Source organism: Flavobacterium sp. AG291, from assembly GCF_003350375.1.
Classification (GTDB): Bacteria; Bacteroidota; Bacteroidia; order Flavobacteriales; family Flavobacteriaceae; genus Flavobacterium; species Flavobacterium suzhouense.
Genome location: NZ_QQAR01000012.1, coordinates 78,585 through 92,066, shown reverse-complemented (window position 1 = coordinate 92,066; position 13,482 = coordinate 78,585). Strand labels below are relative to the sequence as shown.

Annotated in this window: 11 protein-coding genes and 1 tRNA gene; 4 read left to right on the top strand and 8 right to left on the bottom strand. The window is 35.8% G+C overall.

The window, feature by feature from the left end:
• Positions 1 to 70: 70 nt before the first annotated feature.
• Together ybeY and DEU42_RS13025 are read right to left on the bottom strand one after the other, a co-directional pair.
• The gene (ybeY, locus tag DEU42_RS13030) at positions 71 to 490 is read right to left on the bottom strand and encodes an rRNA maturation RNase YbeY (protein WP_114758747.1); all 420 of its coding nucleotides are present in this window, start codon (positions 488 to 490) and stop codon (positions 71 to 73) included.
• Positions 483 to 3,809, bottom strand: a complete 3,327-nt coding sequence (locus tag DEU42_RS13025; protein ID WP_114758746.1) for a DUF4175 family protein — start codon at positions 3,807 to 3,809, stop codon at positions 483 to 485. The genes ybeY and DEU42_RS13025 overlap by 8 nt, the downstream gene beginning before the upstream one ends.
• 191 nt (positions 3,810 to 4,000) lie before the next feature.
• Here DEU42_RS13025 and gltX point away from each other — a divergent pair, with 191 nt between their 5' ends.
• Positions 4,001 to 5,509 (top strand): glutamate--tRNA ligase, encoded by a 1,509-nt coding sequence (gene gltX, locus DEU42_RS13020; protein WP_114758745.1) that lies wholly within the window; start codon positions 4,001 to 4,003, stop codon positions 5,507 to 5,509.
• A gap of 79 nt (positions 5,510 to 5,588) precedes the next feature.
• Positions 5,589 to 6,581 carry an SPFH domain-containing protein gene (locus tag DEU42_RS13015; RefSeq protein ID WP_114758744.1) on the top strand — a complete coding sequence of 331 codons (993 nt, stop codon included), beginning with the start codon at positions 5,589 to 5,591 and terminating at the stop codon, positions 6,579 to 6,581.
• A 36-nt stretch (positions 6,582 to 6,617) separates the two neighbouring features.
• Here the strand turns inward: DEU42_RS13015 and DEU42_RS13010 are convergent, their stop codons facing one another.
• The 4 genes from DEU42_RS13010 to DEU42_RS12995 form a co-directional block, all read right to left on the bottom strand.
• On the bottom strand, positions 6,618 to 6,854 hold the full coding sequence (locus DEU42_RS13010; protein WP_114758743.1) for a DUF6327 family protein: 237 nt from the start codon (positions 6,852 to 6,854) through the stop codon (positions 6,618 to 6,620).
• Between the two features lie 2 nt (positions 6,855 to 6,856).
• A complete protein-coding gene (locus DEU42_RS13005; RefSeq protein ID WP_114758742.1) occupies positions 6,857 to 7,213 on the bottom strand; it encodes a competence protein in 357 nt (118 codons plus the stop codon).
• A gap of 8 nt (positions 7,214 to 7,221) precedes the next feature.
• A complete protein-coding gene (locus tag DEU42_RS13000; protein WP_114758741.1) occupies positions 7,222 to 7,551 on the bottom strand; it encodes a YtxH domain-containing protein in 330 nt (109 codons plus the stop codon).
• Between the two features lie 702 nt (positions 7,552 to 8,253).
• The gene (locus DEU42_RS12995) at positions 8,254 to 9,939 is read right to left on the bottom strand and encodes a glutamine--tRNA ligase/YqeY domain fusion protein (protein WP_114758740.1); all 1,686 of its coding nucleotides are present in this window, start codon (positions 9,937 to 9,939) and stop codon (positions 8,254 to 8,256) included.
• Positions 9,940 to 10,082: 143 nt separating this feature from the next.
• Here DEU42_RS12995 and folB point away from each other — a divergent pair, with 143 nt between their 5' ends.
• The gene (folB, locus tag DEU42_RS12990) at positions 10,083 to 10,442 is read left to right on the top strand and encodes a dihydroneopterin aldolase (RefSeq protein WP_114758739.1); all 360 of its coding nucleotides are present in this window, start codon (positions 10,083 to 10,085) and stop codon (positions 10,440 to 10,442) included.
• A 20-nt stretch (positions 10,443 to 10,462) separates the two neighbouring features.
• Here folB and DEU42_RS12985 read toward each other — a convergent pair whose 3' ends face one another.
• Positions 10,463 to 12,415 carry an LTA synthase family protein gene (locus tag DEU42_RS12985; RefSeq protein WP_114758738.1) on the bottom strand — a complete coding sequence of 651 codons (1,953 nt, stop codon included), beginning with the start codon at positions 12,413 to 12,415 and terminating at the stop codon, positions 10,463 to 10,465.
• A 157-nt stretch (positions 12,416 to 12,572) separates the two neighbouring features.
• Here DEU42_RS12985 and DEU42_RS12980 point away from each other — a divergent pair.
• Positions 12,573 to 12,643, top strand: a tRNA-Cys gene (locus DEU42_RS12980).
• Positions 12,644 to 12,696: 53 nt separating this feature from the next.
• Here DEU42_RS12980 and DEU42_RS12975 read toward each other — a convergent pair.
• A complete protein-coding gene (locus DEU42_RS12975; RefSeq protein ID WP_114758737.1) occupies positions 12,697 to 13,380 on the bottom strand; it encodes a LysE family translocator in 684 nt (227 codons plus the stop codon).
• Positions 13,381 to 13,482: the final 102 nt, after the last annotated feature.

The window sequence follows — 13,482 nt, the reverse complement described above, 5'->3', positions numbered from 1 at the left end:
AACGTTCAAAACTTTCGGCTTTAAAGTCGAAACGTTCCACGTGGAACGTAACGAAAAATTAATGTTTAATCTACTGTTCCACGTGGAACAGCTTCATTTTCTCATCTTCCTTAGAGCGCATAACCTTAGAATCTTGATCCGATTTATCTTTGTAACCACAATAATGAAGAACACCATGAGCCATAACCCTACGCAATTCATCATCAAAAGAAACATTAAAATCAGCGGCATTATCCTTAACACGTTCTACAGAAATAAATATATCCCCGCTTATAAGATTACCCATTGTATAGTCAAAACTGATAATATCAGTAAGCGTATCGTGATCCAAGAACTCTATGTTTTTTTGTAAAAGGTATTCATCATCACAGAATATGTAATTGATTTCACCTTCAGTTTTATCTTCTGATTCTATAACCTCAGAAATCCACTCTTCATATCTGGCTTCGTCCTGAAGCTCAAAATCGGTCTCGTAATTAAAACTAATCATCTTTTCTAAAATAGGTTTGAACCTTTTGATTAAAATTTGGGCGCAAAGGTAAGCTTTGTCTGTTTAATATCTCTACACTATTCAGATAATCTTTTAGAGCAGCCGGAATAGCAGTAGCATTATTGTTATATTCTTTTTTATTGGTTTGCGACTGACGTTTGTTCTCTTCGCCCTGTTGCTGAACAGCCTTATCAAGTTTTAAAAGCTCATGTTTTAAACGTTGCATTCTTTCAGCAGCATCACCTTTAAAGCCTTTGCTCAACAATTGTTTTTCTATCTCTTTCATTTCACGAAGCGCATTCTGACCGTTACCTCCCATGCCTTGTTTGTCTAAAGCTTTTTGCAACGACTCACGCAACTGCTGTTGTTCTTTATATATCTCTAAAAGCTTCTCTGCATCGCCTTCCTGATCGCCATTTTTACCTTCACCCTGACCCTGGCCTTGTCCTTTTTTCTGACCTCCGGGTTGAGGCTGCCCGTCTTTTCCTTCACCCTTTTTGCCGTCTTTACCCTCCTTGCCATCTTTCATTTTCTTGGATAGGCCTTCCTGTTTCTGGATAATATCAGGAAGTTGCATATCGCCTTTACCCGATTTACCCGGTTTGGATTTACCCATGCCTGAGCCCTGCATTTCCATCTGCATATTGTTAAGTGCATCACTTAAAAAATCTGCTAATTTGTTGGCAGAAGTTACAGCATATTGCTGGCTAGATACACCACGCGGAACCATATTATCGGCAAGATCAGCAATAGCTTTGTCAATGTAATAATGAACATTCCCTACCTCTGCAGTAATCTTTTCGGTAATCTTAGGATTGCGTAATGACATAGCAAAGATACTATCGTCAACATGTCTGAACTGTTGCTTAAGATCCTGTTGTTTCTTCAGGTTTTTGCTGAACGAAGACGAATGCGTAGTACTGCCTTTAAACTTACCCATAACATCCTCCTGAGAGAATGAATAAGCTAATAGATTATCGAGAATCTGACGAAGCATTTTTACATCTTCTTCCAGTTGTTCCTGCTCTCCACCTGCCATCATCTGCATCATCTGACCACCCATTTGTTTCATCTTTTGAGCAGCGGATTTTTGTTTTGGTTTTGCTTTTTGCTTACTGTCCTTCTGATCTTTTTTCAATTCATCAGATGCCTTCTGCATATCCTCTTCAACATTCTTTTCCTCATTTTTATCAGTAGGTATATCCATAGGTTTTTTTAGTTCTTCGTTTTGTTTTTCAAGTTCACGAAGTTCCTCCTGAATCTGGTCGAATTCTTTTTGAATTTCTTCCTGTTTATCCGCAGAATTCTTATCGCTGTCTGCAAGTTTTTCCTGTTTATCACCAAGCTCTTTTAACTTATCAGCAAGTTGTTCGGCTTTCTTTTCTACATAAAAACGCTTGGTAAGTTCTACCAATTGCTCAAGATTTTTAGTCTGATCTTTGCTGTTTTTCTTAAGTTGATCTACCTTGTCAAACAGTTCTTCTTTTTGTAATTTATTGGTAAGTTCCTTTAACTGTTCTAAAAGTTTCTGATTTTTTTCTGCTTCTTTTTCATTCTTTTCAAGACGTTTCATCAGTTCTTCTTTAAACTCATCCTTTTTGTCCGGATTGAATTTTTCTAAATTCTGCTCAAGCTTTTTAGAAAATTCTTTCATCATTTCATCCTGCTGTTGCTGGCGGTTGATGAAATCCTGAATCTTCTTCTGGTCTTTGAAATCCATGTTGTCTTTCTCCTTACCCATCTTCTGAAGCTTGTCGAGTTCGCTCAATTGTTTGTCCTGATTTTTGATTGATTTTTCAAGACTGTTGATGTTGCTGTTTTGTTCCTGAAGAGCTTCCTCACGTTTCTCTTCCTGCGTAAGTTCTTTGTGAGAGAAAACAGAAGACTTCGCCGACTTGTAATTATTGACAGCGTCATTATCAAAAACCTCAAAGTAGTATTCATAACGCACACCTTCTTTAAGCGTAAGTCCGTTAGGGAATGTATATACAAAACGATCGTAAACATCCTTCTTAACAGGTAGTGTTCCACGTTTGGCAGCATCAGGATTATCCTGTGGGTAATAAACAATCTGAAGTTTTGTCAAACCATAATCATCAGATACCTGACCTAAAACCACTTCTCTGTCCAGCTTTAAACTGTCCGGTGCAGCACCAACAGTGATGGTTGGATACTGATCTTTGATGGTTGTAATCTGATATTGCAGTTTTTCGTGGTTTTTTACCTTATTATTTGAAGTAAGTATCTGATATTCTGTATTATGCATTATAATTTTAGATAATGCAAAGGTGTTTTCACTATTTACAAAGGCAGAAGACTGTCCCTGGCTTTTCCATTCGATATTGTTAGTAGCCAAAGCCTGTACTTTCCATGTAACTTTAGTTCCTTCCGGAACTACAGCATTACCGGTTCCCTGAACAGTTTCAGACTTTTTACCAAGATAAGATGGGAAGTTAAGTACCATTTCAAAATTAGCAATGGTAGGAACTGCTACAACATTCAGCTCATAAGGCTGTGAAATAACATCATTGGCTTTAAGTTCAAATTCAATATTTTTTGAAGGCCTCTCAAAACGATATTGAAATACTCCCGGCTTAACATTTTCAAGATAATAACTTTCTTCGCCAATAGAAATCATGGCGTTTTCTGGAACAACATTTCCCCGAGTTTTTACCTGTAGCAAAAAGTCAGTATCCTGTTGCGCAGTCAGTGCATTATTAACAATCACAAATTCAAAAGGAGCCGGAGGTGCAAAATGTTTTCCGTAATGCATTACCCTGTCAAAACTTTGAGTAATAACTTTTGAGTTTCCACTGATCATGAAAAATAAAATCAGTAACAACGGAATTGCAGCATACGGAATGTACTTTACATTCTTTCTGAAATTGATTGCATTTCCAAAAGGAACCGGCTGCAGGTTATTTGCTTTTTGCTCAATAGATGCAATCAGCAATTCTGATTGTTCCTGTTGAGAAGACAACTGAAGGAAATTGGTAAGCTTGTCATTTATTTCAGAAAAATGTTTCCCAATGATATCTGATGCCTGAGTATAATCAATACCCTTTTGTAATTTGAAAAGTTTAAAAGTTGGAAAAAGGATAAACCTGAACAACAGGAAAATCTCTACCACTACAAACATCCAGAACAAAACAGTACGTCCACCCTGTGGCAACCATAAAAAATATTCTACCAGCAGCGTGAAAATAAAATACAGCAGCCCCAGCCCTACAAAAAGTATTGTTCCACGTAAAAGTTCGTTGGTATAATACTTCCTGATGAAGGCTTCCAGCTTGGAATAAATAACATTTTTTGCTTCCAAAATACAGTCGATTGTTAATAACTGATAAAAATACAAATTCCGCGGAACTATTAAACGTAAAAAATCCAATAATATGACGGGTTATCAGCATTAGTACGGCGGTTATTGTTAATAACTTCAAATTCGATGTTCAAATTAGCTATTACGGAAATTTGATAATTGTATCTTTGCACCACTAAATTTAAGTAACAATGTCTAAGCAAGTTCGCGTGCGTTTTGCACCAAGCCCAACAGGACCTTTACACATTGGAGGTGTAAGGACAGCCCTTTTTAATTATTTATTTGCCAAAAAACATGGTGGTGTTTTCTACCTTAGGATAGAAGATACTGACCAAAACCGTTATGTTGAAGGTGCAGAAGAATACATTATCGAAGCGCTAAACTGGTGCGGCATTCCTTTTGACGAAGGTGTTGGGAAAGAAGGAAAATTTGGCCCATACCGCCAAAGCGAAAGAAAAGAAATATACAAACAATATGCTCTGAACCTTATTGAAAATGGTTGGGCATACTATGCTTTTGATACTCCTGAAGCACTTGATGCCCTTAGAGCAACGGCTGAAGCTGAAGGAAAAACATTCATCTACAATCACGCCATTCGTGAAACAATGGAGACTTCTCTAAAGCTTAGTGCCGAAGAAACGCAGCAAAGAATAGAGAATGGAGAACATTATGTTATCCGTTTTAAGACTCCGGTTAATGAGACATTACACCTGAAAGACATCATTCGTGGTGATATTAAGTTTGAAACTAATCTGCTTGACGACAAAGTATTGTTTAAGAGCGATGGTATGCCTACCTATCACCTGGCTAATATTGTTGACGACCACCTAATGGAAACAAGCCACGTTATCCGTGGTGAAGAGTGGTTACCTTCCCTACCCCTTCATGAACTTTTATACAGGGCATTTGGTTGGGAAGCTCCACAGTTTGCTCACCTTCCGCTTATCCTTAAACCGGTTGGCAATGGTAAACTTTCTAAAAGGGATGGTGATAAATTAGGTTTCCCGGTATTCCCGTTAGAATGGAAAAATACTGATGGAACAGTTTCATCAGGTTACAGGGAGAAAGGTTTCCTTCCGGAAGCGGTTATCAACTTCCTTGCTTTATTGGGATGGAATTCCGGTACCGACCAGGAATTGTTTACACTTGATGAGCTTGTACAACTATTCGATTTGGAGAGAGTACATAAGGCAGGTGCTAAATTTGACCCGGAGAAAAATAAATGGTTCAACCACCAGTATTTTACACGACAGCCAAATGATGTAGTGGCACAACAGTTCAATCATACACTTGTTGAAAGAGGCATAAACAAGCCTATTGATTATGTAACCGATGCTGTAGCACTTGTAAAAGAACGCGCATCTTTTGCATCTGAACTTTGGGATCTTGCAGACTTTTTCTTTGTAGCACCAACAGCTTATGACGAGAAAGCAGCTAAGAACTGGAAACCGGAAACAGCAGAAGTTATGGGCAAATTAATTGGCGTGTTAGAAAACATTACTGATTTCTCATCGCAAAATGTAGAAAGCATTGTAAAAGCCTGGATGGAAGAAAATGAGATAGGAATGGGCAAAGTGATGCAACCGCTACGTTTGAGCCTTGTAGGGGCTGTAAAAGGGCCACATTTGTTTGATATCATTGCTCTGATAGGTAAAGCTGAAACAATCAGCAGGATACAAAAAGCAATAGCAACTCTATAGTAACCAAACCTTCCCTAACCGGAAGGTTTTTTATTTTAGAGAAAATCGTAACTTACCAGCAATCAACAAAACCTTTATTATGGGAAATATTTTTATCTATGTATTACTGTTCTTTGCAGTACTAATTTTTTTATCCTCTTTCTTTACCGTTAAGCAGCAAACTGCGGTAATTGTGGAACGTTTTGGTAAATTCCTGAGCATTCGTCATGCAGGTCTGCAACTTAAAATTCCAATCATCGATAAGATAGCAGGAAGAATAAATCTTAAGATACAGCAGCTTGATGTTATCATTGAAACCAAAACCAAAGAGAACGTGTTCGTGAAAATGAAAGTTTCGGTTCAGTTTGTGGTGATACAGGAAAAGGTATATGAAGCTTTTTATAAACTGCAATACCCACACGATCAGATTACTTCATATGTGTTTGATGTGGTTCGTGCCGAGGTACCAAAACTGAAACTGGATGATGTTTTTGAACGTAAGGACGATATTGCAATTGCTGTAAAACGTGAACTTAATGAGGCTATGGCCACTTATGGATATGACATTATCAATACGCTAATCACGGACATCGATCCTGATATCCAGGTAAAAAATGCCATGAACCGTATCAATGCTGCCGACAGGGAAAAATCGGCTGCTGAATATGAGGCAGAAGCACAAAGAATCAGGATTGTAGCAAAAGCAAAAGCTGAGGCAGAAAGCAAAAGATTACAGGGTCAGGGTATTGCCGATCAGCGTCGTGAAATTGCAAGAGGACTTGTAGAAAGCGTAAATGTACTAAATGAAGTAGGCATCAATTCACAGGAAGCATCAGCCTTAATTGTTGTTACACAGCACTATGATACACTTCAGGCTATTGGTTCTGATACTAATTCAAACCTGATATTATTACCAAACTCACCTCAGGCCGGCAGCGATATGCTGAATAATATGGTAGCTTCATTTAGTGCATCTAACCAGGTAGGTGAATCTATTAAACAAGGTAACCTGAAAAAAGCAACTAAAAAGAAAAATGAAGATGATCATCATACTCATGAAAGCCATGAACATGAAAATCCTGAAACAGAATAAAAACAAAAAATCCCGCCATTGAGCGGGATTTCTTTTTTAAAATATCTTTTTAAAGAGCCAGCTTAATGCTACACTCTTAATTGGTCCTGAAAATTTACCTAAAACCCCCAGTATCTTCTTAGGGGTCTTCCCTATCATGTTCATGGGTTTAAGGCTTTCCTGAGTATCATCAAGGCTTCTTTTAAATTTAGCATACGCTAAATCTTTTTCTACTTTAAATATCTCAAGATCTTTGTTTATTTCGTCAAAATTGCGGTATATCTTAGTATTCATGCCTAGTCGTATTTCTTAAAAAATATCTTTGAAAAAGTTGATAACATAGGTCCTTCAACAATCTTATCCTGAACCTTATATACAACTATAGCCGTTACAAGATAGATAAGCCCCACAATAAGGAAACCATAAGCAAAATTATCAAGCCAATAGCCTATACCCAATGCTGCAGCAATTGAAAAAAATACAGTAACTATAATCAGCATAACTCCCAAAAGAAAAACCTTAAGGATAGCCGATGTTGATTTCATGAGTATCTTAAACCCCCAAAGCTTGTAATATTTCAGATTTGCATCTAAAAGATTTTTTACTTCGTGTTTAAGCTCTTCAGCGTTTTCTTTTATTTCTTCAAATGCCATACAGTGAATTATTTAGAAGCTGTAGCCTTAGCGTCTTTTTTAAGTTCTTCAAGTTTTTTCTCCAACATAGCAATCACATCTTCAGTTTTGTGTTCTACGTCGGCAACCAAATGATCTATAGTACCTTCAAGATCGTGTTTAGCAGCACCAAACTTACTTTTTACAGTTTCAGTAAGGTCACTAAGCTTATTGGCAAGCTCATCTTTTTTAGCTAAAGCACCATCTTTTATTTTTTTTCTTGTTTTCGATCCTTCATCCGGAGCAAATAAAATTCCTAATGCTGCTCCTACTGCTGCACCTGCAAGTACAGCTACAATTGTTCCTGTTTTACCAGCCATGATATAATTTTTTTTGATTAATAATTATAAAGATACCCGTTTTAACATTTGAGGGGTGTTAATAGGGCGTTAATTGAAAGCCAAACAATGTAAAATCAAAATAAAGCCATTTAATAAGATTTCTCTTCTATAAATATACAAATACCTTATACAAAATTATAATTGAGTAGCGATAATTTATAGAGGTCACTTTTTTAATAATTCATCTATTAAAAATATAATATAAATAGAAACTATCAATAATAGAAATAATAAAGTAGTTTTTAAAATTAAAATAACTTAAATCTATAAAAGATATAATCAATTAAAAAATTAAATACTATAGATAGATTTAATAATAGTAAAATACAATCAATTAATATAAATGAATCATATATTACTATAAAAAATAAAATTTATATAAAAACATAAATTGATAGTTTATACAAATGATATATAAAATCTTTTAAAATAAAATTATAAATAGTAGCAGACTATAATTTATCAATAAAAAAGGTAAAAATTAAAATAAAGCGTTTTAATAAACGTTTGCGTATACACATATCCAAATACATTACCGTTTTTTAAAAATGGATTATATCAAATTATATAAAGTCACTTTTTTAAGTATTTATCTATATAAATTATAAATTCAATCAATTTTATAAATAATAAAAAAGCCCCTCAAAATTCAGGAGCTTCTATAAGTAAAATTTATTTTTACTATTCTTTGCTTTCTAATTTGGCCCAGGTATCACGAAGACCAACAGTTTTATTGAAAACTATCTTTTCAGCATTCGTATCCGGATCAACACAGAAATAACCTAACCTCTGGAACTGGTAACGTTCCCCTGCTTCTGCACTTTTCAGGCTTGGCTCAAGGTAACCTTTAATAACTTCCAGTGAGTTCGGGTTAATATATTCTTTAAAATCTACATCTTTATCAGCATCCGGAGCTTCGTGTGTAAACAAACGGTCGTAGATTCTAACTTCCGCTTCTACAGCATGTTGAATAGAAACCCAGTGAATAGTACCTTTAATTTTTCGTAAGCTGGCTTCAGTTCCGCTACCGCTACGGCTGTCTGTATCATAGGTACAGTGAATCTCTGTAATGTTACCGTCAGCATCTTTTACAACGCTCTCACCCTTAATGATATAGGCATTTTTTAAACGTACTTCTTTACCAAGAGTCAGACGGAAATATTTACTGTTAGCATTTTCCATAAAGTCTTCTCTTTCAATGTAAAGCTCTCTTGAGAAAGGAACTTCCCTAAATCCAGCAGACTCATCTTCAGGATTGTTTTCAGCTTCTAACCACTCCTCTTTTCCTTCAGGATAGTTAGTAATTACAAGCTTAACAGGATCAAGTACAGCCATTACACGAGGAGCGATCTTGTTAAGATCTTCTCTTACGCAAAACTCTAATAATGAAACATCTATAAGGTTTGTACGTTTCGCAATACCAATAGTGTCAGCAAAATTACGAATAGAAGCAGGCGTATATCCTCTTCTTCTCATTCCTGAAATTGTCGACATCCTTGGGTCGTCCCAACCGTTTACATGACCTTCCTGTACAAGTTGCAAAAGTTTTCTTTTACTCACTACAGTATGGCTCAGGTTACGTCTTGCAAACTCACGTTGTTTTGGTCTTACTTTACCTTCAGTATATATTTGGTCAAGGAACCAATCGTATAATTCCCTGTGCATCAGGAACTCAAGTGTACAAAGTGAATGCGAAATTTCTTCTACATAATCACTTTCTCCATGAGCCCAGTCATACATTGGATAAATCTTCCAGGCATCACCTGTACGGTGGTGGTGCTTGTGTAATATACGGTACATAATAGGATCACGCATAAGCATATTGCTTGATGTCATGTCTATTTTTGCCCTTAAAACGTGAGTTCCTTCAGGGAATTCACCGTTTTTCATTCTTTCAAAAAGGTCAAGGTTCTCCTCTACCGAACGGTTTCTGAAAGGACTTTCAGTACCCGGTTGTGATGGAGTTCCTTTTTGTTTAGCCATGTCTTCACTGCTCTGGCTGTCTATATAAGCTTTTCCGTTCTTAATGAACTGAACTGCCCAGTCATACAGCTCCTGAAAGTAATCTGAAGCATAACGTTCTTCAGCCCATTGGTAACCTAACCACTCTACATCTTTCTTGATGGCATCTACATATTCCTGCTCTTCTTTTGCAGGGTTAGTGTCATCAAAACGCAGGTTTACAGGCGCATTATACCTTAGTCCAAGCCCAAAATTAAGGCATATAGAACTGGCATGGCCTACGTGCAGGTAACCGTTAGGTTCTGGTGGGAAACGGAAACGTAATTTGTCTTTAGCAAATCCGTTTGCCATATCCTCTTCAATAATCTGCTCAATAAAATTAAGTGATCTTTCTTCAGTCGACATAGCTTTAAATAATAAGAATGCAAATGTAGTCAATTAGTGGCAAAGTTACAGAGTCACAAAGTGGCAAAGTTTTTTAAAAGATACACATTATAAGACTTTGTAACTCTCCAACTTTGTAACTTTGCAACTGCAAAAACAAAACTATGGATACCATAAAACTTAAAAACATACGTACATTCTCATATCATGGCTGCCTTGTTGAAGAAAGCAAAATAGGCTCTGATTACTCGGTAGACCTTGAAATAAAAGCTGATCTTGAAAAGTCAATGCAGAGTGATGAACTCGCAGATACTGTTGATTATGTACATCTTAATAAGATAGTTACCGAAGAAATGGCAATACGCTCCAAACTGTTAGAACACGTTGCTAAACGTATTGTTGACAGGGTTTTTAAAGAAATACCAATGGTTATGAAAGTGATTGTCGGAGTATCAAAAATCAATCCTCCAATAGGTGGCGATGTACAGGCCGTAACTATTGAAATTGAAGAAAACAGGAAATAAAAGACATAAAAAAAACCGGGTTAATTCCCGGTTTTTTTATTCTTCTTAGTAGTATACTTCCGTTGTGAGTAAAGATCTGATGCGGCAGTAACATGACCTAATGCATCTTTTGCAAGTTCTTTATCCAGAGGTACAGCTTCGAGCACTGTATCATTCTTTATCTTAAACTGTAATGGTTCTTTTTTAGGCTGCATGATAACAACCTGATCCCCTACCCTAAAGGCATTAATATCATGGAATTGCATGATAGACCTTCCTACAACATCATCCTTAAGTTTCTTAAGATTACGTCCTGGCATAGGAGTTTCAACGTTCATTCCTATCATATCCAGGATAGTTGGAGCAAGATCAATCTGACTGCAAAGCTTATCATATTTTGAACCTTTTGCCACACCAGGAGCTATGATAAGTGCCGGAATATGAAACTTATGAATTGGTACCAAATGTTTACCGTAAGTTCTGGTATTGTGATCGGCAACAACAATAAATAATGTGTTTTTAAAATAGTCCTCTTTTTTAGCCATTTCAAAGAATTTACCAATAGCAAAATCGGCATATTTCATAGCATTGTTTACTGTATTCTTTTGTTTATCATACAGTTCAATTCTTCCGTCAGGGAACTCAAAAGGCTCATGGTTAGAGGTAGAGAACATTAATGAAAAGAATGGTTTTCCTTTCTGACTTTTAAAGTATTCGTTGGCTTTTACTACAAGATCTTCATCACTGTAACCCCATGTACCTTTAAGCGCATATTTTTTTCCATCTTTATCAAAATCTTCTTCATCAACGATGTTTTCAAAACCATTACCGTTAAAAAAAGATGCCATATTATCAAAGTTAGCCATACCTCCATAGATAAAACTTGTATCATAACCTTTAGATTTAAACAAGTCGGCAAGCGTAAAAAATCCTGATTGTGAATTGCTTAATTTTACAACACTTTCAGATGGTGAAGGAAGGAATCCTGTAACAACTGCCTCAATTCCCCTAACGCTTCGGGTACCTGTACAATAAAGGTTTGTAAACAATAAACCTTCTTTAGTAAGCGCATCAAAATTAGGGGTTAATGGTTTTCCACCAAGGCTTCCTACATACTCTGCACCAAGGCTTTCCTGAAGGAAAATAACAACATTCATCGGTTGCGGATTTAACGAATCCGGTGTTTGGGTATGAAGCAATGGCAATTCTGCATCTGTAAAATCAGAAGCTTCAGCAGTCATGTATTTCTTAACTCTCGAATAAGCTTCATTCGCTTCCATCTTACCATACATTTTAGCAGGGTTATCTTCATTCTTTAACGAATAAGCAGCAAAAGCTACTGTATAAAGCGAGTTCAATCCCATACAATTGGTAAGCTGATCAAAAGAGAAAACTGCATTACTTGCGTTTATAGGTCTTTTTGAAGTTAAACTACCCCTAGCACCAAAAAACAATAAAAAAGCTACAGGAACGAATAAAATCAGTTTCATTTTGTATGGTGCATCCGGTGTACTAAACAATGTTTTTCTTTTTTTAATCAAAAGGAAAATAAAACCACCCATCACAACAAAGGTAAGAGCAATAGATCCAAGGTAACTTTTAAGTAAAGTACCCATTACTTCTTTAGGATAGATAAGATAATCCAGGAAAAGTCTGTTAGGCCTTGTGTCATACTGTTTGATAAAATCAGAACTTGATAGTTCCATTATCAATAACAAACACAGGAAAAATATATAGTATATATTTAAAAATCTGTTGATATAATAAAGATGCTTTGATGGAATGAACGTAATGAGCACTATTGGTAAAAACGATAAATAACATAAAAGTATCAGGTCAAAACGCAAGCCTATCGGAAAAATATACCAGTAATCCGGAGTATCATCTATCCTTTCTTTAAATATAAAAAAGAGGATAATCCTGCTTAATGTTGTAATAGCCAATCCAATAAGCATAAAATTAGCAATAGATTTCAGGTAATGAAGCTTCTTCATAAAATGATGTTAAAATTTTTTTACGAAATTATTAACTAATTATGAATCAAAGCAGAATTAAGTAAAATTTAAGCAATTAATAAGTTATATAAAAAATGGTGTAATTTTTCTTGCGTTAGAGCAAAATATATGTAAATTTGCCAACCATATAACGAATGGCATCTTGGCCGAGCGGCTAGGCTCAGGTCTGCAAAACCTGCTACAGCGGTTCGAATCCGCTAGATGCCTCAACAAAAAAGCTTCAGTTTTCACTGAAGCTTTTTTTATTTTTTATCCTTTTCTTATTGATTTTCTTTGTGTTCTATCTTCTCTATGGTTTGTTGCATCTCATTCGGAAATGCTCCCTGTACAACCAGTGCCAGTCCAAACACTACGAGAATAATACTTATAGATTGTTTTATCTTTTTAATATTCCTAACTGTAAGCCTGCTTCTTAACTGTTTTGCCAATGATATTTTTCCCAGGTCGATAACAAGATAAGTAGCAATTACAGAAAGAAAAAATACAAACATTCTTGAAGGGACAAGATCAAGCTTTGGACCCCATGAAATAATAATTGCCAACCAGAATCCGAGAACGCCAATATTGATGAAATTCAGTAAAAACCCTTTTATATAAAGGCTCATGTAGTTTTTCTTGATAATTTCCTTTTCATCTTCACCCAGTAGTTCTTCCTGTGAAGTCTTGCTTACTTTAAAAAAAGAAATAATACCATAGGTAAGCATTACAATGCCTCCAAAAATAAATAATGCCGGCTCGTCCTTTATTTTTTCAAGTAATTTATAACTGCTGAAATAAGCAATGAGTATAAAAACAATATCGGAAGTAATAGCACCAAGATCAAAAGCAAGGGCCGCTTTAAATCCTTTTAAAACACTGGTTTCCAGTAATACAAAAAATACCGCACCCGGCATTATGCTTAAAACGAAACCAACGGGAATAGCGCTTAAGATATCCTGTAACATGTATATAGATTAGGTCTTGCAAGTTACTATTTTAATTTTTAAAGAAACATAAGCTTTACCATCCAAAAAATAAAAATCCCCAACAGAAAGCCTTCTGTTGGG